The sequence below is a fragment of the Desulfoluna butyratoxydans genome (assembly GCF_900699765.1).
Taxonomy (GTDB): domain Bacteria; phylum Desulfobacterota; class Desulfobacteria; order Desulfobacterales; family Desulfolunaceae; genus Desulfoluna; species Desulfoluna butyratoxydans.
This window is the reverse complement of sequence record NZ_CAADHO010000006.1, coordinates 13,033-37,700: the sequence shown is the minus strand read 5'-3', so window position 1 is coordinate 37,700 and position 24,668 is coordinate 13,033. Positions and strand designations below refer to the sequence as shown.

Genomic DNA, 24,668 nt, shown 5'->3' with positions numbered 1-24,668 from the left:
TTCGCCACAGGGTTTCCAGGTGCCCCCACCTGGCCGCCGGAGGCCTGCTTTTTCCACCATTTTAACCATAGAAGGCCTAAGGAGTTTTTTACTTCCCCGGCAATTTCAACCGGCCGTTGCCCCTCAAGGTCGGTTCCTGGAGTTGCGTGCCGCCTCTGGCCCTGCTGACGCGGCGGGTCTGGTCGTGGACGCGCTCAAAGAGGCTCTCCAGGGTGTGGTGGGTGTGGCACAGCTCTTTCATGAGAAAGTAGCTGAAGAGCCGGTGGCCTTTTTCCGGATACATGTTGGAGAACTGACGTTCGGTTCCGGCGGTGAGAACGGCCATGCGGCGGTCATCGACCTCTATCCCTTTGGGCACGAGGCGGGTGGCGGCCCGGCCGTTGCCAAAGGCGGATGAGCCGTCGGAGCCCCCTGTAAAGCAGCTGTCCAGAAACACGATGGCCTCTGTGGCCCGGCTTTGGGAGAGGGCGTCCAGCAGGGCGTCTACCCTGAAAAAGGGGTCGGTATGGACAAAGTCCGGTGCCTGGTCCCGGGCCAGAAGGTGGGGGGCGCTGTCCTGGGTAAGGGAGGGCAGGCCGTGACCGCTGTAATAGAGATAAATCCGATCTTCCCGGGCTGCCTCCCGCAGGAGAAAGCGAAACTGGTCCTTGATGGAGGCGGCGGTGGCAGGAAAGGTGCGGGAGGCAAGTTCCGGGATGTTGCTTTGCCCGTCGTCGGTCAGGAGAAAGACGTTTTCAGGCGGAACCCCCAGGCGCTTCATGGCCACCTGGGTAAAGAGCTCTGCGCTGCGGCGTGAGTAGGTGATGGGGCCGGTCTGGTCGTAGGCCTCGATGCCCATGGCAAAGAGCCAGTTCCGCGTATCCCTTTGCACCGTGCTGCTGGCTTTAAGGAGAGCAGGGAGATCATCGTCAAAGGAGGCGACGGGTTGAGGGGCTCCTTCGACAGCAGCCGTCAGGGCTGCGTCCACCGCCCTGGGATCCCGGATGGCTGAAAGTGGGAGCAGCTCTGCAAACCTGTTTCGCTCCGACGTGGAAAGGGCCAGGAAATCAGCGCGCAGCTCCGGGGGGAGTTTCAGGAGGTAGGGGCGGTGATGGGGTTCCAGGCGTCCGAAGGCAGCGGCTTCCTTCGGGGTAAGCTCATAGTGTTTTCGGTACCAGGGGAGCAGGTCCAGGGAGAGGGCATCGGAGTCACCCTCGCAGGAGACGCTCACATACAGGGTGCGCGATTCAAGGAGGGCATCGGTGACGTCCGGGCGATAGTGGCCGTCTCCCAGGGCCAGGGTCTCCACCGAGCGCCCCTGATCGTCCATGGCTGTTACCCGGATGTCCCCCCAGACCTTTTGTTCGCGGACGGTTCCGGTCTCCTGGATGACCCGGCGCCGATCCAGGACATCATAGTCCACCGGGGCCCACAGGTACCCCATAAAGAGCCAGGAGCGCAGGTGGCTGTCCACAACCCGCTGCCGCATGGCCTCCTCCCCGTCGGGCTCCCCCCAGCCCGTGAAGAGACCTTTGACACACATAACCGGGGTCACCACAACCCCTGCCACGGTGGAGAGGGCGCTGCCCAGGATCAGCCGGACGTCGGGTTCGTATCCGTGGATCTCCCAGCGGTTTACGCCCCGTGCTTCCACACGGGTCTTGGCAATCCGCTCCGGCACAAGCCGCACCGCCGTCACCCGAAACCCGGGCTGCCCGTCCCCTTCCTGTGCCACGTGCACGCGGCATGGGCCGTCGGGTCCTGGAACAGGCACCCCGGCGAATTCAAAGGCAAAGCGTTTTTGGGTACAGGCGCTTAAAAGGCACAGAACAACCAAGGCAGGCAACACACGTTTCACAAGCCACTCCAGACGATTTGGGTTCGCACGACCAGCCCTTTGCCGACACAAGGGCCTCCCCTCTTCTATTTTTAGGTATCGGCAAACGCCATCCCTTTCTGAACTGCCCGGGCCATGACAAGGGACTTTTGGTGGTACAGAACACGGCTGGATATGATAAAGTGGGCTGTTGATAAAAAATATGCAAACAAATGACTTGAGCGCCGCCCGCAACCGGACACGATCCGACGCTTCGGGCGTGCCATCCATGATAAACGTTGTATCCATAGCCTATGGCTGGTTAGAGACCTCACCCTATGACACAGAATTACCACAGACGCAGTCCCCACCCCAAGCGCCGGAGACACCGCCGGCCGCCCAGAAAAAAATTCGCACCCACCATCAAGGCCGGCTCCGATGCGCGGCTGAAACCCATTTTTGAGCAGATAGGCACCCCGGAGGCCCGTCCTTTTTCTCCGGACCGATTTCAGCTGGAAGCGGTGGAGGCGGTTCGTCATGGGGATTGCCTGGTCACGGCCCCCACGGGGTCGGGCAAAACCTGGATTGCCGAGCAGGTCATCATGGGTGCCCTGGAGCGGGGAGAGCGGTGCTGGTACGCCACGCCCTTAAAGGCCCTGACCAACACCATCTTCAGCCGTTTCTGCGATCTCTTCGGCAAAGGGAGCGTGGGGATCCTCACGGGCGACATCAAGGACAACCCGGACGCCCCCATCATCGTGGGCACCACCGAGATCCTGAGGAACCAGCTCTACGATGCCATGCACACCGGCCGGGACCTCACCACCGACCTGGTGGTCATGGACGAAGCCCACTACCTGGGGGACGCCGACCGCGGCGTGGTCTGGGAAGAGGTGATGATCTACCTGCCCTCACGGATTCCCCTGCTGTTGCTCTCGGCCACCGTGGGCAATGCCCGCCAGATCGCGGACTGGCTCACCGACTTAAGGGGCCGGGAGGTCCAGGTCATCGAAGAGACCAAGCGCAGCGTGCCTCTGCACCCCCTGTTTTTTCACCCCTCGGGCACCCTCTTTCCCCTGGTAAGCCAGAAGGGGAGCAGGGGAAGCGTGGGGCTGTATAAAAAGGTCAACGCCTACGTCAACCAGGACAATCCCCCCATTCTGGCGCCCCCCAACCGGTTGCCCCCCATGGGCGAGATCATGAAGGTCCTGAAAAAATACCGGCTGCTGCCCGCCATCTTCTTCATGAAGTCCCGGGCCGACTGCAACGGAGCCCTGGAGCTCTGCTCCGGTGAAATCCTGGCCGGGGACCCGGCCCGAGCCGATCTTCTCTCCCAGCGTGTGGAGGAGATCCTGACGGCCCACCCCCATCTCAGTCGCCACAAGCAGCGCTACCATTTGGAGCACCTGGCCGTGGGCGCCCACCACAGCGGGCAGCTCCCGGGCTGGAAGATCGTCATCGAGACCCTCATGAACGAAGGGCTCTTAGACGCCATGTTCGCCACCAGCACCGTGGCCGCCGGGGTGAACTTCCCCGCCCGGAGCGTGGTGATCATGAACTCGGACCGTTACAACGGCGTGGAGTTCATGCCCCTGTCTTCTTCCGAATACAACCAGATGACGGGCCGAGCCGGACGGCGTGGCAAGGACAAGGTAGGCTTTGCCGTGATCCTGCCCGGCAAGTTCAACGACCTCCGGCACCTGGCGCGCCTCACCAACCAGGCCCCCGAACGCGTGGAGAGCCAGATCCGCATCAACTTCTCCATGGTGCTGAACCTGTTGCTCTCCCACAGCCCCCACCAGATCGAAGGGCTCCTGGACAAATCCTTTGCCTCCTTCCTGCTGGAGAAAAAGCGGGGCAGAGGCCGAAACAACAGGCGTCTCTGGGAGGATTTCACCCTCCACCTGGAATTTTTGAAGTTCAAGGGGTTCGTGGACGACGACAACCGCCTCACCGCCGACGGGGAGTGGGCTTCCCGCCTGCGCATCGACTCGCCCCTTCTGGTGGGCGAGTGCTTCCGCCTGAAGCTCTTCCCCGAAGACCCGGCCCTCATGACGGCCATGGTGGCCTCCTTTGTAAACGAGAGGGAGCGGGACGACGAGAGCATTGACCGGAGCGCCCTGCCCAAAGAGCTCATCCGCACCTTCCTCACCATCAGAAAAGGGCTCACCCCCTTTGCCCGGGAGATGCTGGACTGGGGATTCAACGTCCCCTTTCTCTACCTCCACCCGGCAGCCACCCTGTACCTCTGGGCCTCGGGCACCCCGTGGAACGATGTGGTGAGGTTCTCCGGCCTTCAGGAAGGAGATCTCTCCAGGCTGGTCCTGCGCACCGCCGACAACCTGCACCACATCGCGGCCCTCTCAGCGGTCTTCCCCCAGGCAGCGGCCGCAGCAGCCGAGGCAAAGAGGGCGATCATGAGGGACCCCATCGTCACCACCCTGGAAGAGATGCCCGAGCACAGGGAGGGGCCCGTTGCCGGTTCTCCCGTATAATGCTGGGCGTTTACTTTATGCGTCATTTTATTTATATAGGACCTCACGAGGGTAACCTGTGATGATCCGGCCCATGCACAAGGGGCCAAAAAGACGAAGCAACGATACAGACTTGAAGGAGTAAATTCATGGAACCATGCCCATGCGGACTTGATGCGGCTTACGATACCTGTTGCGGACCCATTATCAGGGGCGAAAAAGCCGCTGAAACGGCAGAGCAGCTCATGCGCGCCCGATACAGCGCCTACGCCAAGGTGGAAACCGATTTCCTGAAGGAGTCCATCCACCCCGACAAGCGACACACCCATGACGAGCGCCAGACCAAAAACTGGGCGGCCAAATCCGAGTGGTTCAACCTGGAAGTGGTTCGCACGGACAAGGGCGGCGAAGGCGACGAGACGGGCCAGGTGGAGTTCATCGCCAACTACGCCGTCAAAGGCGAGAAGGCTCGCCACCACGAGCTGGCAAGCTTCGTGAAGGTCGAGGGTGCCTGGTACTTTGATGACGGCGTGGGCGTTGTCCCCGAGACCGTTGTCCGCCAGGGTCCCAAGGTGGGCCGCAACGACCCCTGCCCCTGCGGCAGCGGCAAAAAGTTCAAAAAATGCTGCGGATAGCACGGCGGTAATCCGTTTCATTCCGGGAAAGCCCTCCTGCCGAGGGCTTTCCCTTCCCCTCTTCCGCCGGAGATTCCTGCTCCGGCACCCTGTGGGTCTCCCACACATGTCACACCCAACCATCACGTTAAGGAGCATATCATGATTGAATGGGCATACCTTCGAAAAGGCTGAACGTCCTGCACCAAGACCCAGGAGTTTCTTGGGCCCCTGAACCTCGCCCCCAAAGAGGTCGTGGATGCGCGAAAAGAGCGCATTGACGCCGATGCAGCCTGGGCCATCCTCTCAACACGCCCCCTTGTGGTCACGGCCCGGGGTAAAAAGGTGACGGAGTGGCAGGCCGGCGACGAGAACAAAGAGGCCATCCTCAAGGCGGCCATGGGGCCGTCCGGCAACCTGCGCGCCCCCACCCTCAGGTTGAAAGACCGGATTGTGGTGGGATTTCACGAAGATTACTATAAGGCAACCTTCGCTCCATAGAACCCGATGCCTTGGGGCCCCCTCCCCTGGCATCCCAGTCGAAAGGAAAGAAACATGTTGAAATTGTTTACACCGCTTCTCATTGCCGTTTTTTCCCTGTGCTTTGTCGGCTCGTTTGCCTCCGCCGCGCCCACCCTGGACGACGCCAACCCAGGCGAGGCGATCTTCACGGCCCAGTCCGACACCACCCCTCAGTCCACGGCCGTTGACGCCGACGCTGAAGCCGATGTTGAGACTGAGGCCGTCCCTCTGCCCCCGGAGCCCATGACCTCCGAGGACCTTGATACCGCCGCAGACATGGAACCGGCCGAAGAGCAAAACATCCCCATCCTTGTGAGTGTCTCGGAGATGGTCATCGCGACAAACATTGTGGAACGTGAGCCCGTTGAGACCGGGACCCTCTTCTCCACGGACACCCCGCGCCTGTTCTGCCACAGCCGCATTGTCTCGCCCGAGCCCACCACCATCACCCATGTCTGGTACCGTGACGGTGAGCGCGTGGCCGAAGTGCCCCTGACCATCGGCGCCTCCGCGTCCTGGCGTACCTGGAGTTCCAAGGCCATGAGCCCTGCCCTTCCTGCGCCCTGGCGTGTTGAAATCCTGGCCGAGGACGGAACCCTGCTGGCCCAGACCGATTTTTCCGTGGAATAGCCAAGCGGTGGACACCACGTGCCTCCGGCCGGACACAACCGGAGACACGTGGTAACTATTCAGCCTGCCTCCGGCAGGGCCGCCGGAGGCAAACATAAGCTGAAGAGTTACGGCACGTTTAAAGTCCGATGCGCCTTTATCCGACATATGAAATAAGGCGCACACGTTCCCGGCTCCGTAACCGGCCGCATGACGGCCCCATCACGAGGAAGGAGGACCCACATGGCTCTTTGGGACAAGCTGAAAGGTGAACTGGTCGATGTCATCGACTGGCTGGACGACTCCGGGGACACCATGGTGTGGCGGTTCCCGCGGTACCAGAACGAAATCAAGTACGGGGCCAAGCTCACCGTCCGGGAGTCCCAGGCCGCGGTCTTTGTCAGCGAAGGCCGCATCGCCGATGTCTTCGGGCCGGGGCTTTACAGTCTCACCACCCGCAACCTGCCCGTCCTCACCACCTTGCAGAAGTGGTATCACGGCTTTGACAGCCCCTTTAAAGCCGAAGTCTACTTCTTAAGCACCCGAAACTTCACGGACATCAAGTGGGGCACCAAAAAGCCCATCACCCTGCGGGACCCCGAATTCGGCCCGGTGCGCCTTCGCTCCTTCGGTACCTACGTGGTCCGGGTCTCTGACCCCAAGGCCTTCATCACGGAGATCGCCGGCACCGAGGGGCACTTCACCGTGGAGGAGATCACCGGCCAGCTCACCAGCATGGTCATCACCCGCTTTGCCGACCTCCTGGCCGAAAGCAAGATCCCGGTGCTGGACCTGGCGGCCAACTACAACGAGCTCTCTGCCTGGGTCACCGCCAAGCTTGCCGGAGAGTTTTCCGCCTACGGCCTGGACCTCACCAAGCTCCTCATCGAAAACATCGCCCTGCCCAAGGCCGTGGAAGAGGCCCTGGACAAGCGCACCAGCATGGGCATCGTGGGGGATCTGGACGCCTACACCAAGTTTCAGGCCGCCAACGCCCTGGAAAAAGCCGCGGAAAACCCCTCGGGGGATGCCTCGGCAGGGGTGGGCATGGGCATGGGCTTTGCCATGGCCAACCAGATGACCCGGACCATGGCCGACCAGGCATCCCAGGCCAGCCAGCCTGCGGCGGCCCCGCCCTCCTCCGGCGCCGCCGTCCCGCCCCCGTTGCCCCGCCAGGAAGCCATCACGTATTACCTGGGCATCGGCGGGGAGCAAAAGGGCCCCTTTTCCCCCAAGATCATCCACGAGATGATCCGGGACAAGGCGGTTACCAAAGAGACCCTGGTCTGGCGCAAAGGCATGGAAGGCTGGGAAAAGGCCGTCGATCTCCAGGAGCTCAGGCTCCTCCTGGAAGACGGGCCGCCCCCGCTGCCTTGATAGACCAACACGTCCCCGGCGCCCTGCCGGGGGCAAGGGGTTTCATCTGCCTTCGCCCAAGGGCTTCGGCGCCAATCGGAACATGTTTTGCGGGGCTTTTTTCCAAAAAAGCGACTCGCCGGAGGCAAGCGGAAGTGCTGCCCCCAATTGTTGACATCCTCATCACCCCACAGAGTTTGACTTATGGCCAATTGCAAAAACTGCTCAGCCCCCATCCCTGCGGACACCATTGTCTGCAGTTACTGCGGCACCCGAAACGACACCGACCTGTCCGGCATCCACGAGTACACCGAGGTGGCCCCTGAAAAAGAGCGCATCTGTCCGAGGTGTGAGAAGGCCATGAAGACCATCGACCTCAAGATCGGCGGCACCTTTCTCATCGAGCGCTGCGAAAAATGCATGGGCATGTTCTTTGATGCCGGTGAGCTCGAAGCCCTCATCAAGGCCACGGTGAAAAACGTGGGCCACGTCAACCACAAGAAGCTCAAAGAGCTCTACGCCCTGCAGCGCCACGACGAGTACGGCATCTCCTACATCAAGTGCCCGGTGTGCGAGACGGTCATGAACCGCGTCAACTTCGGCCAGCGAAGCGGTGTGATCATCGACCGCTGCCCCGACCACGGGCTCTGGCTGGACGGTGGAGAACTCCGGCATCTTCTGGAATGGGTCAAAGCCGGCGGTCAGATGTACAACGACCAGCGCGAGGCCATGAAGCGAAAGATGGACGCCCGGGAGGATATCAAGGTCCGGCGGGCCACCACAGTCCACGGCGGCGGGGGCTTCGACACCTACGGGTCCACCCTGCGCCACAGCGACCCGGACCTCTTCACCATGGTGGGCCGCGTCATCCGCTGGCTGGTGAGATAAGCCGTTGTGACACGCTGAATACTGAATGGACCGACGGTCCATACCCCGCCTTCATCGCCCCAGGGGCGCAAGCCCCTTTGGGGCCCCACACATCCCACCGACAACCTGTCTGAACCTTTCACCTTCATCGCCCCATCCCGGCATTTTCCCCTCCGCCTTTGCCCCGTCAGCCCGGAAAATGAGTCAGCCCCCCGGAAAGCCGGGACCCTTTGCGCACCAGATACTTGCGAGTTTCGAAGGAGTCTGGTAGGTTACCTCGGTTATGCGGCAGAAAAGGGGCCACGCACGCGCGGTATCTTTAACGACGCGCCATCTGAACACAAGGGCCGGGACCACCCCGTTTTTTTATCCATAACGGGCCCCCGCCTCGCCACCCAAGGAGTGATTCCATGTCAAATGAAGGCAACAAGGTCATCTACTCGATGATCCGTGTGAGCAAATACTACGATAAAAAACCGGTGCTCAAAAACATCTCTCTCTCCTATTTCTATGGGGCCAAGATCGGCGTCCTGGGCCTCAACGGCTCCGGGAAATCCTCCCTGCTGCGCATCCTGGCAGGGGTGGACACCGAGTTCGACGGCCAGACCATCCTGTCCGACGGCTTTTCCATCGGGTACCTGGAGCAGGAGCCCCTGCTGGACGAAGACCGCACGGTCATCGAAGTGGTCAAGGAGGGCGTTCAGGAAGTGGTGGATCTCATGAAGGAGTACGATGAGATCAGCGAAAAATTTGCCGAGCCCATGGACGACGACGCCATGGACAAGCTCATTGCCCGCCAGGGCGTGGTGCAGGAGAAGCTGGACCACCTGGACGCCTGGGACCTGGACTCCCGCCTGGAGATGGCCATGGACGCCCTGAGGTGCCCGCCCGCCGACGCCAAGGTCAGTGTGCTGTCCGGGGGTGAAAAGCGCCGCGTGGCCCTGTGCCGCCTGCTGCTCCAGAAACCCGACATCCTTCTCCTTGACGAACCCACCAACCACCTTGACGCCGAGACCGTTGGCTGGCTGGAACAGCACCTCCAGCGCTATGCGGGCACCGTCATCGCCGTGACCCACGACCGCTACTTCCTGGACAACGTGGCGGGCTGGATTCTGGAGCTGGACCGTGGCGAAGGCATTCCCTGGAAAGGAAACTACTCCTCCTGGCTGGACCAGAAGGGCAAGCGCCTGGCCCAGGAAGAGAAACAGGAGAGCAACCGCCAGAAGACCCTCGCCCGGGAGCTGGAGTGGATCGGCATGAGCCCCAAGGGACGGCACGCCAAATCCAAGTCCCGTATCACCGCCTACGAAAAGCTCCTCAACGAGGACACCAAGCAGCGTGAGCAGGAGATGGAGATCTTCATTCCCCCCGGACCCCGCCTCGGCAACATGGTCATCGAGGCCGACAAGGTGGCCAAGGCTTACGGTGAAAAACTCCTGGTGGAGAACATGAACTTCATGCTCCCCCCCGGCGGCATCGTGGGGGTCATCGGCCCCAACGGCGCGGGCAAGACCACCCTCTTCCGCATGATCACCGGCCAGGACACCCCGGACGACGGCACCATCAACATCGGCAGCTCCGTGAAGCTTGCCTACGTGGACCAGAGCCGGGACAGCCTGGACGGGGACAAGAGCATCTGGGAAGTGATCTCAGGAGGCCAGGACACCATCTCCCTGGGCAACCGCGAGGTCAACTCACGGGCCTACGTCTCCCGCTTCAATTTTTCCGGTTCCGACCAGCAGAAAAAAGTAGGCGCCCTTTCCGGCGGCATGCGAAACCGCGTGCACCTGGCCTGCATGCTCAAGGAGGGCGCCAACGTCCTTCTCCTTGACGAACCCACCAACGACCTGGACGTCAACACCATGCGAGCCCTGGAAGAGGCCCTGGAGAACTTTGCGGGATGCGCCGTGGTCATCAGCCACGACCGCTGGTTCCTGGACCGCATCGTCACCCACATCCTCGCCTTTGAAGGGGACAGCCAGGTGGTCTGGTTCGACGGCAACTACTCCGAGTATGAAGAGGACCGCAAGAAGCGCCTGGGCATCGACGCGGACCAGCCCCATCGGATCAAGTACCGGCACCTGACCCGATAACCGTCGGGGCCGACGGAAGGCACGGCGCCTTTTCCGTCGGCCCTCTCCAAGAGGGCACGGCGTTCCGATGAAAGATGTTCACCGCCCCGGGAAACACGCCCCGTTGCGGCGATCCCTTCATTGATAAGTGATTGCAGAGTTGATAAAATTTGTTATATAGATTGTTATATACCCACAATAAATCCGAAGCACCCGACGTGACCGACGGCGATGGGCTTCGAAACAAAGACCGAGAATCAGCTTGTATTTCAAGTATCTTTCGGCCCTGCCCCCTGTGGTTCACACCCACATCGTTTGCGCCGCCGTCACTCTTCACCAACGCCATCTTCTGATTCGGGGAGAATGCATTGCCCATGGCCACCATCCTCATCATCGACGACGACCAACAGATCTGTGAAATCCTTGAAGCCTTCATCCGAAGGGAAGGCCACCGCTCCATGTCCCGGCAGACCCTCACCGAGGGATTGCAGCAACTGGAGAGCGCGGCCTTTGATCTCGTCTTCCTCGACGTCGGCCTTCCCGACGGAAGCGGCCTGGAACTGGTGCGCCGCATCCGCAGCACCCCGGGAGAACCCGAGGTGGTGATCATCACCGGTGCCGGCGATGCCGACGGCGCGGAAATGGCCATCAAAAACGGGGCATGGGACTACCTCCAGAAGCCTTTTAATTTAAAAGAGATCACCCTCACCCTGAGCCGGGCCCTCCAGTACAGGGAGAACCTCAAGGCCTCCTCGGTCAAGGAGGACCCCGTGGACAGCCAGGGGATCATCGGCAGCAGCCCCGTGATCCACGACTGCCTCACCACCCTGGCCCATGCCGCCCGAAACAACGCCAGCGTGCTCATCACCGGGGAGACAGGCACCGGCAAGGAGCTCTTTGCACGGGCCGTCCACAACAACAGCAAGCGCAAAGAGAACCGCTTTGTGGTGGTGGACTGCGCGGCCCTGCCCGAGACCTTAAAGGAGAGTGCCCTGTTCGGCCATGAAAAGGGCGCCTTTACCGGGGCTGAAAAAACATCGGAAGGCCTGGTGAAGCAGGCCGACGGAGGCACCCTCTTCTTAGATGAGGTGGGGGAAATGGACCTGCCCCTGCAGAAGGTGTTCTTAAGGGTCCTTCAGGAGAAGTGCTACCGCCCGGTGGGAAGCCGCATCGAGCAGAAAAGTGATTTCCGGCTGGTGGCGGCCACCAACCGGGACCTGGACAAGATGGTGGCCGAAGGCACCTTTAGAAACGACCTCCTCTACCGGCTCCGCACCGTGGCCATTGAGCTGCCCCCTTTGCGCATGCACCCCGAGGACATCCAGGCCATCATCCTCTACCACACCGGGGCCATCTGCCGGAACTTCGGCATCGAGCCCAAGGGCTTTTCCCCGGATTTTTTCCAGGTGCTCTGTGCCTACAGCTGGCCCGGTAACATCCGGGAGCTGGTCAACACCCTTGAAGGGGCCATCAGCAAAGCAGGGGAAGAGCCCATCCTCTTTCCCATGCACCTGCCCGATGCCATTCGGGTCCACGTGGCCCGGGCCAACCTGGCGGGAGATATGCCCCCGCAGGCCACCACCGCGTACCAGGTCGAGAAAAAACCCGAAGGGCTCACCGCGGTTCCCCCGCTGCTCTCCCCTGCCCCTGCCCCCTCCCCGGTGCTTCCGTCACAGGCCGACGAGATGCCCTCCCGGGAAGAGGTGCTCACCCAGGCAGACCAGGCCTATCTCAAGCACCTCATGCGGGTCACCCGTGGAAACATCAAAGAGGCCTGCCAGGTCTCCGGTCTCGGGCGGACCCGTTTGTACACCCTGATGAAGAAGTACGGCATCTCCCGACTCGGCTGGTCCACCGCAGAGCCGGAAAAAGACGATGCCTGCCCGTCCGCCCCCCTTGAATAGCGCACGGGCCAGACGGCGGAGAGCCCCTATTACTGGGCCTCTCCGGCCACAATCCAAACCATCTATTCACTTTTGTGAACATCCCCCATCCACTTAAGCGGCCCCTTTCCACCGTGCGCGCCACGCCGGCTAAGGCGGCCTGAAAAGGTCCTGCTCTCCCGGCCGCCCGTTTCCTCCTGTGTTTCCGGGCAGTTTCATCCCCCGCCCAAGAAATCACAAAAAAAAGCCCATTCCACGGCATATCCGGCACGCTCCCTGCATTTCTATTCAGGCAAGACAACGACGGATGATGTCGCAACCATTCAAGGAATGGGTACCATGCACGAACAAAATCAAACCACCATCGATGTCTGCACCTCCCTCTTCTGGCACCTGTCGGATAAGGGGCTCGGCCCCTCGGAGGTCAACAGACTGGTCAAAGATGTTTTTTGCATCCTCCAGGACGGGGGAACATTCACGGTGGGTTTTATCAACCACCAGCTAAACAGCATGGGATGGACCGGACACATCATCGACGAAGACGCCATTGAGCTTGTGCTGACCATTTTAAAAAATGAATTCGATTATTCCATCAGCACCCACACGGTCCACTAAAAATTGATAGCTTTACCCCCGACACCTTACTTTAGCCTTCTGCCGGGGGCCATCTACGCAACCCTTTCCCACCACCAAACCATGCGTAGGTGGTCCCCACCTTTTTTGCAATCCCACCGGAAATGAGCCTCCCACCCGGACGACGCCCTCTCCCGCCTTCCCACCGTCGTCTTGGCTCTTTTTTCCGGCACCTCCCCCCAGCGAAAAATCGAGAGCCGCGTCAATTCCCTTGAAATCCCTTGAAAAAGAATGTGAAATAGCTTATTTAGAATGGTTTTCACCGGTTGTTTTGCCGTGTGTACCGTACAGAAAAAAACGGGATATTTGATACAAATCGGTCAAAAGCAACGCGACGATTGCGGAAAACATCAACAACACCCAGCATCTCCCCGTAAAGCCACCACTTCGGTGCTGTTGACACTGCCTTCGTCACCCCTTCGGCTCCCCTCGCGTCACCCGGAATCCGGGGAGGCGCTTTTCATGATTTTTTTATATATTCAGGTATGACAAACAGCATGTCTTTTGAAAAAAACACTCCCCTCACCCGGGAGATCAGCAAGCGCCGAACCTTCGGTATCATCAGCCACCCCGACGCAGGTAAAACCACCTTAACGGAAAAACTCCTTCTCTTCGGGGGGGCCATTCAACAGGCCGGGGCCGTCAAGTCCCGCAAGACAGACCGCCACGCCACCAGTGACTGGATGGCCATCGAGCAGGAGAGGGGCATCTCCGTCACCAGTTCGGTGATGAAGTTCAACTATCGGGACTACGACGTCAACCTGCTGGACACCCCCGGTCACAAGGACTTTTCCGAGGACACCTACCGGGTCCTCACCGCCGTGGACAGCGCCATGATGATCATCGACAGCGCCAAGGGCGTGGAGACCCAGACCGAAAAGCTCATGGAGGTGTGCCGCATGCGCAACACCCCCATCATGACCTTCATCAACAAGCTTGACCGGGACGGCATGGAGCCCCTGGACATTCTGGCTGATATTGAAGAGAAGCTGCAGATCGAGTGCACGCCCCTCACCTGGCCCATCGGCATGGGCAAGCAGTTCAAAGGGGTCTACAACCTCTATAAAAAAGAGATCCACCTCTTTTCACCGGAGAAAGAGACCCTGGCCAAGGACGGCATCCACATCCAGGACCTGTCCGACCCCAAGCTCGACGAGCTCCTGGGAAGCCAGGCCGATGACCTTCGGGACGACATCGAGCTCATCGAAGGCGCCGCCGATCCCTTTGAGCTGGAGCTCTACCTCAAGGGGACCCAGACGCCGGTCTTCTTCGGCAGCGCCATCAACAACTTCGGCGTGCAGGAGCTCTTGGACGCCTTTGTGGAAATGGCCCCGACGCCCATCCCCAGGAAGGCCGTCACCCGTGAGGTCACCCCTTCCGAAGAGGAGTTCTCCGGGTTTGTTTTCAAGATCCAGGCCAACATGGACCCGGCTCACCGGGACCGCATCGCCTTTTTCCGGATCTGCTCGGGCAAATTCACCCGGGGCATGAAGGTCAAGCACCACCGCATCGGCAAGGACATCACCATTGCCAACGCCACCATCTTCATGGCCCAGGACCGCACCAACGTGGAAGAGGCCTATCCCGGGGACATCATCGGGATCCACAACCACGGCACCATCAAGATCGGGGACACCTTCACCACCAAGGAGCCCCTGAAATTCACCGGCATCCCCAGTTTTGCCCCGGAACACTTCAAGCGGGTGCTGCTTAAAAACCCGCTGAAGACCAAGCAGCTCCAGAAAGGGCTCCTGCAGCTGGCCGAAGAGGGTGCGGTGCAGGTCTTCCGTCCCTTGCGCGGAAGCGATTACATCCTGGGAGCCGTGGGTGAGCTGCAGTTTGAGGTCACCATCGCCCGCCTGAAAAACGAGTACAGCGTGGACGCCGCCTACGAACACGTCAGCATCGGTGTGGCGCGCTGGGTGGACAGCGACGACAAAAAATGCCTGGACGCCTTCAAGGAGAGCCAGGTGGCCAGCCTTGCCACGGACTCCGAGGGCCACCTTACCTACCTCACCACCAGCGAATGGCAACTGGGCTTTGTGATGGAACAGAACCCCGACATTGTGTTCAACAAGACACGGGAATACAACTGATGAAAGCACAAAATTACCGCGAAATACCATACAACTACACCTCTGCCGACGACGAGCTCGTCGTCACCTATCTCTTTGACGCCAAGGTGTGGAACAAGCTCCAGGAACTCCGGGGAAAACGTATCACCGGGCGCTCCGCCAAGCTGCTCATGCGCCTGATGGGTGATCTGTTCATCCTGAAGCGCAACCCCTTTCTCTTCGACGACCTCGCAGGGTCCCGGAGCCGCCGTCGCCTGTTCCTGAAGACCGCCGCCAACGATTTGGCCATCATCGAAAAAATGGCGGAACAAAAAGAGGTTCTGGAGATCACCGGACGCTGCCGCAAAGCCCTGAAGGGACTCAACGACACCCTCAAGGGGCACCGACGTCAGCGGCGACGCATCAGGCGCGAACTCGGGGCCATCATCGGCCGCCACAACGTCTGCTTCGAGCCCTTCTCCATCATCAGCCACGCCACGGACGCCACGGACTGGCGACGCCATCTGGCCGTGGCCGTGCTGCGCCCCACCCGGGAGTCCCAGGTTCCGCGCCTGGTGAAAGCCATTGAGAGGCTCGGCCTCTCCATCATCCCCCGCGGTGCGGGCACGGGCCTCACCGGGGGCAGCGTACCGGTCACCGAAGGCTGCGTGATGATCAACACCGAAAAGCTCAACCGCATCCGGGGCATCAAGCACCTGCCCGCGGCACCGGGCACCGGTGCGTCCACCATGCCGGTCCTTGAACTGGAGGCCGGGGTCATCACCCAGACGGCCATGGGCTACGCCGAGGTGGAGAACCTTGTCTTTGCCACCGACCCCACCAGCTCCTGGGCCTGCACCATCGGCGGCAACATCGCCGAAAACGCAGGGGGGAAAAAGGCGGTGATGTGGGGGACGGCCATCGACAACCTGGTCTCCTACCGCATTGCCATGCCCGGCGGCCGCCTCATGGAAGTACGCCGGGAAGATCACCCCATGCGCAAGATCCTGCCCGAGGACACCGTCCTCTTCTCCGTGCGGGACGAAGAGGGGCAGATCAAAAAGACCGTCAGCCTCTCCGGCACGGAGATACGAAAAATCGGGCTGGGCAAGGACATCACCAACAAGGCCCTTGGAGGCCTGCCCGGCATCCAGAAAGAGGGCTGCGACGGCATCATCACCTCCGCGGAGTTCATCCTCTACCCCTCCTTTGAGTACAAGACCACCTTCTGCCTGGAATTTTTCGGCAACGACATGGAAGAGGCCAGCGATGTCATCGTCAAGATCTCCAAGGAGTTCGACAACGGCGGCAAAGAGGCCCTCATCGCCCTGGAGCACTTTGACGACGAGTACATGCTCGCCATCAACTACAAGGTGAAGGCCACCCGTAAGGGCAGCCCCAAGGCAGTCCTTCTCATCGACATGGTGGGCCACAACGAAGAGGAGATCGACAGGGGAACCCGGCGTCTCCAGGATCTTCTTGGGCCGTACAAAAACACCGAGATCTTTGTGGCCCGGGACGAAGACGAGGCCGAGCGTTTCTGGAAGGACCGGAAGAAGCTGGGGGCCATCGCACGACGCACCAACGCCTTCAAGCTCAACGAAGACATCGTGCTTCCCCTGGATGTGCTGGGGGCCTTTACGCGGTTTGTGGACACCTACAACCTGGAAGAGAACCGATACAACCAGCTGGACTTCCTCAACGCCACCCTGGCTTATCTGGAGCATGCCGAGCCCATCGAAGACCCGGAATGGCTGGAGGCACGTATTCCCAAGGCCCGTGAAATCTGCAGCGAGGCCCTCTCTGCCATCCGCAACGCCACCACCGAGATGCTCCAGGACGGCGCCCAGGCCAAACAGCTCCTCTCCGAGCTCCTAGAGTTCTTCCGGGGCTACAAACGCATCACCGGCGACATCCAGCGCATCTTCAACGAAGTAAGGGCGCGCCAGATCATCATCGCCACCCACATGCACGCAGGGGACGGCAACGTGCACGTCAACATCCCAGTCTTTTCCAACGACATGGAGATGATGAAACGTGCCGCCAAAACCGCCGACGACGTCATGGAGGAAGCGGTGCGTTTAGGGGGCGTGGTCAGCGGGGAACACGGCATCGGCATCACCAAGATGAAGTACCTGGATCCGTCCCTTGCCAAGGCCCTGGCCGCCTACCGGAAAAAGGTGGACCCCAAAGGGGTGATGAACCCGGGACAGCTTACGGACCCGGACATCCAGTCCAAGGTCTACACCCCCTCCTTCAACCTGCTGGAGCTGGAAGCCAGCATCCTGCAACACGGCTCCCTGGAGACCCTGGCGGCCAAAATCGCCACCTGCGTGCGCTGCGGAAAGTGCAAGATCGACTGCTGCACCTTCTACCCGGCCAAGAACATGTTCTACCACCCGCGGAACAAGAACCTGGCCATCGCCTCTCTCATCGAGGCCATCCTCTACGATGTGCAGCGTGCCCACTCCACACGCTTTAAGTTCCTCAAGCAGCTGGAGCAAATCGCCGACCACTGCACCATGTGCCACAAATGCTTCAAGCCATGCCCGGTGGACATCGACACGGCCGAGGTCTCCCTCATGGAACGGGAGATCCTCGTCTCCCGCAAGTACAAGAAGACCCGCATGGCCACCCGGGCCTCCCTGGCGTACCTGGAGACCCGTAACCCCCTGGGCAACGCCCTCTTCCGAAAGGGCCTGGTCTCCTGGGGCGGCTCCCTTCAGCGCACCGGCCACCAGATGCTCAAGAACATGGCCCCCATGCGCAAGGTGCTGTCCGGGACCCACGCAGCGGAAATCCTGGCGTCTCCCGTTCCCCGGCCACCTGCGGGAACCCTCCGGGACATCCTGCCCAAATGCGGGAACAACCAGGCCATGATCCTCAACCCGCCGGAGGAGACGGAGCAGTCTGTCTTTTACTTCCCGGGGTGCGGGTCCGAGCGGCTCTTCTCCGACATCTCCAAGGCCGCCATCTACATCCTGCTCTCCGCAGGGGTCCGGGTGGTGCTGCCGCCCCCGTATATCTGCTGCGGCTTTCCGGCCAAGGTCAACGCCAAGGGCGTGCAGCACAGCCAGATGACCCTGCGGGACTCGGTGATCTTCAGCCAGATCCGCGAAATGATCAGCTACGTGGAGTTCGACGCCTGCGTGGTGAGCTGCGGAACCTGCCGGGAAGCTCTGGAAGAGATCGAAGCCCCGGAGATCCTGGATTGCGACATCGCCGACGTGAGCCGCTTTGCCCTGGAAAACGGCCTGGAGGTCAAGGGAGGCAACAGCTGCCTCTACCACGCCCCCTGCCACGACTCCCTGGACGGTGACGCGGCGGGCATGCTCGAAGAGTTCACCGGCTACTCCGTGGACAGCGTGCCCCACTGCTGTTCCGAAGGCGGGACCCTCTCCATGAGCCGCCCGGACATCACCAACGCCATGCTCCAGAGAAAGCACGACGAGATTGAGCTGCGCACCCTGGGCAAGGGCCGTGAGACCACCATCCTCACCAACTGCCCCTCCTGCATCCAGGGACTGGGCCGCAACAAGGACCTCGACATCGTTCCCCGCCACCTGGCCGTGGAGCTGGCCATCCAGGCCGGCGGCAAGGACTGGGAAGAAAAACTCAAAGCCATGGTGAAACAGGCCGAGGTGGTGACCTTCTAAAAAGCGCCCCGGTCTTGTGAACCATCCAAAATAAAAAAGGCGCCTCCCCCGTAAGCGGGTGAGGCGCCTTTTTTGGTTGTATCCCCTGGAACGATTCTCTGTGTCACCGCCTGACGGCCCTGGCCTCAAATCCCGCCTTGGTCAGGCGCTTGCGCATCACGCCAGCCCGGCTCTCCGTCTGAAAGGCGCCCACCAGAACCTGCACCCGGCCATCCGCCGGAGGGCGGGGCATGACGTAGGCAAAAAAACCCAGGGCATGGAGCCGGCTCTCCAAGACCAGGGCGTCGCTGACGGGCAGGGGGCCCTCCACGGCAAGGGCCACGCTTTTTTTCGCCGGAGAGGCTTCCGTGCCTCCCTGCGCCAAGAGCGTCTCCCGCGCGGCCTCAGCCTCCTCCCTGCTTGCAAAATTGCCGCAGAACACCCGGTACCAGTCCCCCATGCCGGGAATCGTCACATAGGCGGAAAAGGCGGCCCTGCCCAGCTCTCGAAGGGCGGTCACCTGGTCGGCGGCCCGGGCCGCGTTGCGAAAAGAACCGGCATGAAGGGTAAAGGGGTAGGTGTCTGAAGGGCCACCGGCCGACGAGGGAGCTGCCAGCATGGCGGCAATGCCGTGGTCAAGGGGCTCAGGCAACAGGGGCTCTGACTTTGCCTCGGGCTCTCTCCGAGCCGGTTTCTGGAAAAGGTCCACCGTCACCTTCTCTGCCCTGGGGGCCGGCACAAAATCGGGATCCCGGGCGATCTTGACCCCGGTGCCCACGAGAAACACCATGGGGGCCAGAAGCATCAGGCCCAGGAACCCGCCCCAAAGGGCTGCGCGGCGAAAGGCCTTTCCCCTCCGAGGCCACCCTTCCCCGGAAATCTTCGACTCCGGTGGGTGCCCGTTTTCTTGATGTACGTCCTGTTCAGCCATGGTGATGCCTCATCTTTCAAGGGCCTGGCCCGGATATTTCATGAGAAAACGGGTTGCCTGCAATGATTCAATATTATTACAGGCGGTTGCTGTGAAAAAAATTAGACATTTCAAAAATACAAAATGTAATTCACGATTTTCTCACCCTTCGGGCGAGCCGAGTGCACTCGACTCGTGAAATATCCGGGCTGGGGTCATTGTTCTTTTTCCGTTATACCGTTCAACTGCCTACACCGCCCTTCCGTCCCCTGTCAATGCGAAATCGTATGGTCCGCCGCGTCCAGGGCAAACGCATTTAGATTTTTGCCTCCGGCGGCCCTGCCGGGGGCCAAACTTTTGAAAAGTTTGACAAACAGGTTTCCTTTTTTTGGGGCACACGGCAACCGTGCATAGCGCCCTGATTACCGAAACGTTTTTGCGGAGCTTTTTTCAAAAAGCGCCCCGCCGGAGGCCATTGAATTGTTAAATGCGTTGGTCCTGCCGCCGCGCCGCCCGAGTGTTGACAACATGGGGAAGGCGGCATAGGCTACGGCAGCGCCCATCGGGAAAGGGCCCTTACAGGAAAAGTGTCTCTAAACAGGCGCTCCGCAGATTCCGCCGATGCCTTAGAAAAGGAAGCAATTGCCATGGCCGATACCGCTCCCACCATCCGCTCCTGGGCCTCCGCCCTCTCCGCCCCTGTGGCCCTGACCCTCCACACCACAGGCGATGCCGAAGGCAATGAGATGGCACGTTTCGGGCAGTCCCTTGCCGATGCAGCGGGAGAGCACCTCGTGCTGACCCTGAAAAAAAGCGAGGGCCCCCTGCCCTTCTTTGAAACAAAACAGGGCCTGAAATTCTTCACCCTCCCAGGGGAAAAGCTGCTCGACCTTCTCCTCTATGCCCTGAAAGGCTCCCCCGAGGCGATTCCCTCGTCCCAGGCCGCCCCCTTGGAGCGCCTGGCGCTCCCCGCCACCCTGGATCTCTTTGTGGCGGAGTTCTGCCCCCACTGCCCCCGCATCGCGCGACAGCTCATCACCCTGGCCCTGGCCAACCCCAACATTCGCCTCTCCCTGTACGACGGAAGTCTCTTTCCCAAAGAGGCGGAAAAGCGAGGCGTTCAGGCCGCCCCCACCCTGATCTACGACGGGGACATGCGATGGAGCGGGCAGTTTGATGTGGCCTCGGCCATGGAGGTGGTTGCCGGTCGTGCCCCTGAAGAACTCAGCGCCGATGCCATCCGGGCCCTTCTGGAGGAAGGAGAGGCCGCCAGGGTAACGACCATGGTGGCCCATGCGGCAAAGCCCTTTGCCTCCCTCAACACCTTGCTGGCCCATGAGAAATGGTCCGTCCGTTTGGGGGCCATGGTGGTGATGGAAGAGCTTGCTGAATCCCACCCGGCCATCGTCTCCGAAACCGCCGCGGCCCTCCTGGCCGACCGGGACGCTCTGGATCCCGCCGCTTTGGGGGACATTGTCTACATTGCCGGGCTCTCCTGCGATATCGCCCATCTGCCCACCCTTCGCGCCATCCTCCAGGGGCCCTGCGACGATGCGCTCCGGGAAGCGGTGGAGGAGGCCATTGAGGCCATAGAGGAACAGGCGTCCTGATTTTCCGCTGACGAAAAACTCGTTTTTGCAACGATTGAAGCAAAAAAAGGTAAGCGAGAGCTTTTTTCAGAAAAACGGCCCGCCCGAAGCATGCCGAAGAGTTACTTGTTTTTTTACTTGACAACCGCTTTACTTCCAAAGTAACTATCTTACCGTATTTACTTACACATACCACAAGCACAAACAGCTCAGTTCCTGACCCTATAACGACACCTGCGATACGACACCAGCCCCCCTGGGGCCGTTGTGCCAGCGCACCGGCCTGTAGTGATACGCCCTCGCAGGATGCGAGTACCCCATGAAACTGACTCGGACGCCAAACAAACGGCCCTTGGACGTGGAGTACATCTTTCGCTCTAGCCTGGCGTCTCCCATCCTCCCCCTTCTCATCGCCATCATCATGGGCACCTCCGACCTCTACGCCCGCCATCCTGTCATCACCCTGATCTTTCTGGCCGCCACCTTGCTTGTCCTGAGTTGTCGGTTGGTCATCGGTTCCGCCTACTTTCTCTTCCAGCGCATGGGAACCCCCACGGCCCACAAATGGAGCCTCGGCCTGAACTACCTCTCGGCCATGGTCTTTGCCCTGTTCTCTACCTTTGTCCTGACCCGTTACGGCCTGGTGTGGCCGGGTTACCTCATCATCTTCTGTACCGGCGCCATCTTGAGCATCACCCCGGTCTTCAGTGTGCTGCCCTCGGCCGGCACAAAAATCTACACAGGGATCTTCCTGTTCCCCCTCATCGCCTGGGGAGGTGTCTCCCACTCTTTCCAGGGGCAGATCATCGCAGCGCTGGCCCTGCTTTACTTTCTCATCGCCACCCGCGTCACCGAAGAGACGCGGACCTGGGTGTCGGGCCTCTCCCTTCATATCGCCGAGATGGATAAAAAGGCCTCGGCCCTGCACCAGAAAAACAAAACCCTGGAAAAAGGGCTCATCGAGCAGGACAGCCACATCAAGACCATCAAGGCCAAAAAAGAGATCTACCGCCAGGCCTTTCAGACAAGCCCCAACCCCATTGCCTTCAACCGTCTCTCCTCCGGTGAGTTCAGTCACGTCAACGCCATCTTCTCCTCCCAGTTCGGGTACACCCGGGAGGAAGTGATCGGCAAAACACCCCTTGCCGTGGGTCTCTGGGAAGAACCCACGGCCTGGGAAACCTATCTCAACATCATGCGCTCCCACAGGTGGGTCACCAACTTTCAGTGCCGCTTCCGCACCCGCGACGGGGAGAGCCGATCGGTTCTCCTCTCCTCCCGGCGCATCACCCTGGCCCAGGAGCATTACGCCCTGACCACGGTGAACGACATCACCGAATTCTCCCAGGCCCAGAGCCAGATCAAGCACCTCACCCGAAAAATCATCCTGGTCCAGGAGGAAGAGCGAAGGCGCATTGCCCGGGACCTCCACGACAGCGTGGCCCAGGACCTCTCCTCCCTGAAAATCACCTGCAGCAGCCTCCTGGACGGGCCCATCTCCGCCTCGGTCCTTCGATCCAGGCTCAAGGACGTCTCCAGCGTGCTCCAGGAGTGCATCGAGGCCGTCAAGACCATCGCCTACGAATTGAGGCCCCCCATCCTGGACGAACTCGGGCTCCCCACGGCCCTGTTCCGCCACTGTGAAGACTTTCAGCGCAAGACCGGCATTGAGGTGGACTTTTTCTCTGCGGGTCTCAACGGCATCCCCCTGCACCCCGAAACCGAGATCAACCTCTACCGCCTGGTTCAGGAGGCCTTAAGCAACGTGCTGAAGCACGCCAGGGCCTCAAAAGTGGTGCTCCGGCTGGTGGCCTCGTTTCCGGACATCATCATGCGCGTGGAAGACAACGGGGTGGGGTTTGATCAGGACAAGGGGAAGGGAAAAGGCGCCAAAGGCATGGGCCTTCGCAGCATGGAGGAGAGAGTCCACCTCATGGGCGGGCGCCTTCGCATCATCTCAAGCCCGGGGGAAGGCACAGCCCTTGTGATCCGGGTTCCCTTCAACATGAGTGAACAGGAACTCGAAGAGATCTACAACGAGGTGGGATCCGTCAGATAATCAGCAAATTGATGGAGGCCCGCCCGCAGACACCCGCAACAAAAATGGGGCATTGCTTTGTCTCCGGCCTTGGTATATCGTTGCCGGAACAAAGGCTGTAGATGCCCCTCGTTCGGGGCGGCATCCCATCATCAACCATCGGGGGGAAACCGTTCAACCACCTGCCCGGAACCGGTTGCGCCTGCCCCTTGCCCGCCCCCTGCTGTCAAGGGGCTGTCTTGAGCTGTGCCCGGTACCCACTTCAGTTCCCGATCACCTGAACCCTCCCCGCACGAATACAACGGCATCACCTGCCGACCGAGATACCTGTATGGATAAAATTGTTGTCAGGGGGGGTGCCCCCCTTCACGGACGTGTTCGGGTCAGCGGCTCCAAAAATGCCGCCCTGCCCATTCTGGTCTCCTCCCTTCTGGTAAAGGGCAAAACCACCTTTTGCAATGTCCCTGAGCTCATGGACATCCACAGCATTACCTGCCTCCTGGCCGAACTGGGGGCAACGGTTGAACGAACCGAAGACAAGGTCACCATCGATGCCGGTCCCATGAACTGTGTGGAGGCCCCTTACGACCTGGTAAGAAAAATGCGCGCCTCCATCCTGGTTCTGGGCCCCCTGGTGGCCCGCATGGGCCGGGCCAAGGTCTCCATGCCCGGAGGGTGCGCCATCGGGGATCGTCCCATTGACCTCCACCTCAAAGGCCTGGAAGCCATGGGCGCCACCATTCGCCTGGAGCAGGGCTATGTGGAGGCCACAGCCGACCGCCTCAAAGGGGCACGCATCGTGTTCGACACCGTCTCGGTGGGGGCAACGGAGAACCTGATGATGGCCGCGACCCTGGCCGATGGGGTCACCATTCTCTCCAACGCGGCCCGGGAGCCTGAGATCATGGCCCTGGCCGATGTGCTCAACGCCATGGGCGCCAAAGTCGAAGGGGCGGGAACCCCGGAGATCACCATCACCGGTGTTACCGCCCTCTCATCGGTGGATGCCGCCATCATCCCGGACCGCATCGAGGCCGGCACCTTTATGGTGGCCGCGGCCATGACCGGGGGAGACGTGGAGGTGACGGCCTGCGCCCCGGAGCACATGGAGCACACCTTGAGCAAACTCGAAGAGGCCGGTGCCACCCTGGAGGTCGGCAAGGATTCGGTGCGCGTCATCGGCCCCAAGGCCATCAAGAGCGTGGATATCCGCACCGCGCCCTACCCGGGCTTTCCCACGGACATGCAGGCCCAGTTCATGGCCATGCTGACCCTGGCCGACGGTGCCAGCGTCATCCATGAGACCATCTTCGAAAACCGGTTTATCCATGTATCGGAATTGAAACGGATGGGAGCGGACATCGTGCTCAAGGGCAACGACGTCGCAACGGTGAAGGGAATCAAGCGCCTTTCAGGTGCCCAGGTCATGGCCTCGGACTTACGGGCCAGTGCCTCCCTGATCCTCTCGGGCCTGGTGGCGGAAGGGGAGACCGTTGTGAACCGAGTCTACCACCTCGACCGGGGCTACGAACACATCGAGACCAAGCTCCGGGGACTCGGGGCGGACATTGAGCGCATCAAAGGCTAAGGCGCCACTTTTTTTAGTCATACATGCCT

Annotated in this window: 15 protein-coding genes and 1 pseudogene; 14 read left to right on the top strand and 2 right to left on the bottom strand. The window is 60.8% G+C overall.

Going from position 1 to position 24,668, the window contains the following annotated elements; genetic code table 11:
• Positions 1-88 precede the first annotated feature (88 nt).
• Positions 89-1,837 carry a caspase family protein gene (locus MSL71_RS16240; RefSeq protein WP_180142296.1) on the bottom strand — a complete coding sequence of 583 codons (1,749 nt, stop codon included), beginning with the start codon at positions 1,835-1,837 and terminating at the stop codon, positions 89-91.
• A 296-nt stretch (positions 1,838-2,133) separates the two neighbouring features.
• Between MSL71_RS16240 and MSL71_RS16235 the strand changes: the two genes are divergently transcribed.
• From MSL71_RS16235 to MSL71_RS16185, 11 genes and pseudogenes are all read left to right on the top strand, one after another.
• Positions 2,134-4,290 (top strand): DEAD/DEAH box helicase, encoded by a 2,157-nt coding sequence (locus MSL71_RS16235; RefSeq protein ID WP_180142294.1) that lies wholly within the window; start codon positions 2,134-2,136, stop codon positions 4,288-4,290.
• 128 nt (positions 4,291-4,418) lie between these two features.
• The gene (locus MSL71_RS16230; RefSeq protein WP_180142292.1) at positions 4,419-4,904 is read left to right on the top strand and encodes a YchJ family protein; all 486 of its coding nucleotides are present in this window, start codon (positions 4,419-4,421) and stop codon (positions 4,902-4,904) included.
• A 186-nt stretch (positions 4,905-5,090) separates the two neighbouring features.
• Positions 5,091-5,384: pseudogene (locus MSL71_RS16225) on the top strand (hypothetical protein); the annotation flags it as partial.
• Positions 5,385-5,438: 54 nt separating this feature from the next.
• Positions 5,439-6,035, top strand: a complete 597-nt coding sequence (locus MSL71_RS16220; protein WP_180142287.1) for a DUF2914 domain-containing protein — start codon at positions 5,439-5,441, stop codon at positions 6,033-6,035.
• A 222-nt stretch (positions 6,036-6,257) separates the two neighbouring features.
• Positions 6,258-7,391, top strand: coding sequence for an SPFH domain-containing protein (locus tag MSL71_RS16215; protein ID WP_180142285.1), 1,134 nt, complete (start codon positions 6,258-6,260; stop codon positions 7,389-7,391).
• Positions 7,392-7,574: 183 nt separating this feature from the next.
• Positions 7,575-8,258 (top strand): zf-TFIIB domain-containing protein, encoded by a 684-nt coding sequence (locus MSL71_RS16210; protein WP_180142283.1) that lies wholly within the window; start codon positions 7,575-7,577, stop codon positions 8,256-8,258.
• A 389-nt stretch (positions 8,259-8,647) separates the two neighbouring features.
• Complete coding sequence (gene ettA / locus MSL71_RS16205; protein WP_180142281.1) at positions 8,648-10,330, top strand: energy-dependent translational throttle protein EttA; 1,683 nt, start codon at positions 8,648-8,650, stop codon at positions 10,328-10,330.
• A 353-nt stretch (positions 10,331-10,683) separates the two neighbouring features.
• Positions 10,684-12,213 (top strand): sigma-54-dependent transcriptional regulator, encoded by a 1,530-nt coding sequence (locus tag MSL71_RS16200; protein ID WP_180142280.1) that lies wholly within the window; start codon positions 10,684-10,686, stop codon positions 12,211-12,213.
• A 318-nt stretch (positions 12,214-12,531) separates the two neighbouring features.
• On the top strand, positions 12,532-12,807 hold the full coding sequence (locus MSL71_RS16195) for a hypothetical protein (RefSeq protein WP_180142278.1): 276 nt from the start codon (positions 12,532-12,534) through the stop codon (positions 12,805-12,807).
• A gap of 515 nt (positions 12,808-13,322) precedes the next feature.
• The gene (locus MSL71_RS16190; RefSeq protein ID WP_180142276.1) at positions 13,323-14,921 is read left to right on the top strand and encodes a peptide chain release factor 3; all 1,599 of its coding nucleotides are present in this window, start codon (positions 13,323-13,325) and stop codon (positions 14,919-14,921) included.
• The gene (locus MSL71_RS16185) at positions 14,921-18,535 is read left to right on the top strand and encodes a DUF3683 domain-containing protein (protein WP_180142274.1); all 3,615 of its coding nucleotides are present in this window, start codon (positions 14,921-14,923) and stop codon (positions 18,533-18,535) included. Before MSL71_RS16190 ends, MSL71_RS16185 begins: the two co-directional genes overlap by 1 nt.
• A gap of 103 nt (positions 18,536-18,638) precedes the next feature.
• On the opposite strand, the gene MSL71_RS16180 is transcribed toward MSL71_RS16185, so the two are convergent.
• Positions 18,639-19,445 (bottom strand): SPOR domain-containing protein, encoded by an 807-nt coding sequence (locus tag MSL71_RS16180; RefSeq protein ID WP_180142272.1) that lies wholly within the window; start codon positions 19,443-19,445, stop codon positions 18,639-18,641.
• 626 nt (positions 19,446-20,071) lie between these two features.
• On the opposite strand from MSL71_RS16180, the gene MSL71_RS16175 reads away from it, so the two are divergent.
• From MSL71_RS16175 to murA, 3 genes are all read left to right on the top strand, one after another.
• The gene (locus MSL71_RS16175) at positions 20,072-21,034 is read left to right on the top strand and encodes a thioredoxin family protein (RefSeq protein WP_180142270.1); all 963 of its coding nucleotides are present in this window, start codon (positions 20,072-20,074) and stop codon (positions 21,032-21,034) included.
• A gap of 298 nt (positions 21,035-21,332) precedes the next feature.
• Positions 21,333-23,072, top strand: a complete 1,740-nt coding sequence (locus tag MSL71_RS16170) for a PAS domain-containing sensor histidine kinase (RefSeq protein ID WP_180142268.1) — start codon at positions 21,333-21,335, stop codon at positions 23,070-23,072.
• 310 nt (positions 23,073-23,382) lie between these two features.
• Complete coding sequence (murA, locus tag MSL71_RS16165; RefSeq protein ID WP_180142266.1) at positions 23,383-24,639, top strand: UDP-N-acetylglucosamine 1-carboxyvinyltransferase; 1,257 nt, start codon at positions 23,383-23,385, stop codon at positions 24,637-24,639.
• Positions 24,640-24,668: the final 29 nt, after the last annotated feature.

What these genes read in the sequence shown, in the direction of transcription:
- MSL71_RS16230 (WP_180142292.1), top strand. Translation starts at nt 4,419, where the DNA reads ATGGAACCATGCCCATGCGGACTTGATGCGGCTTACGATACCTGTTGC.
- MSL71_RS16235 (WP_180142294.1), top strand. Translation starts at nt 2,134, where the DNA reads ATGACACAGAATTACCACAGACGCAGTCCCCACCCCAAGCGCCGGAGA.
- MSL71_RS16190 (WP_180142276.1), top strand. Translation starts at nt 13,323, where the DNA reads ATGTCTTTTGAAAAAAACACTCCCCTCACCCGGGAGATCAGCAAGCGC.
- MSL71_RS16195 (WP_180142278.1), top strand. Translation starts at nt 12,532, where the DNA reads ATGCACGAACAAAATCAAACCACCATCGATGTCTGCACCTCCCTCTTC.
- MSL71_RS16170 (WP_180142268.1), top strand. Translation starts at nt 21,333, where the DNA reads ATGAAACTGACTCGGACGCCAAACAAACGGCCCTTGGACGTGGAGTAC.
- MSL71_RS16215 (WP_180142285.1), top strand. Translation starts at nt 6,258, where the DNA reads ATGGCTCTTTGGGACAAGCTGAAAGGTGAACTGGTCGATGTCATCGAC.
- MSL71_RS16185 (WP_180142274.1), top strand. Translation starts at nt 14,921, where the DNA reads ATGAAAGCACAAAATTACCGCGAAATACCATACAACTACACCTCTGCC.
- MSL71_RS16210 (WP_180142283.1), top strand. Translation starts at nt 7,575, where the DNA reads ATGGCCAATTGCAAAAACTGCTCAGCCCCCATCCCTGCGGACACCATT.
- MSL71_RS16175 (WP_180142270.1), top strand. Translation starts at nt 20,072, where the DNA reads ATGGCCGATACCGCTCCCACCATCCGCTCCTGGGCCTCCGCCCTCTCC.
- MSL71_RS16180 (WP_180142272.1), bottom strand. Translation starts at nt 19,445, where the DNA reads ATGGCTGAACAGGACGTACATCAAGAAAACGGGCACCCACCGGAGTCG.
- ettA (WP_180142281.1), top strand. Translation starts at nt 8,648, where the DNA reads ATGTCAAATGAAGGCAACAAGGTCATCTACTCGATGATCCGTGTGAGC.
- MSL71_RS16200 (WP_180142280.1), top strand. Translation starts at nt 10,684, where the DNA reads ATGGCCACCATCCTCATCATCGACGACGACCAACAGATCTGTGAAATC.
- MSL71_RS16220 (WP_180142287.1), top strand. Translation starts at nt 5,439, where the DNA reads ATGTTGAAATTGTTTACACCGCTTCTCATTGCCGTTTTTTCCCTGTGC.
- murA (WP_180142266.1), top strand. Translation starts at nt 23,383, where the DNA reads ATGGATAAAATTGTTGTCAGGGGGGGTGCCCCCCTTCACGGACGTGTT.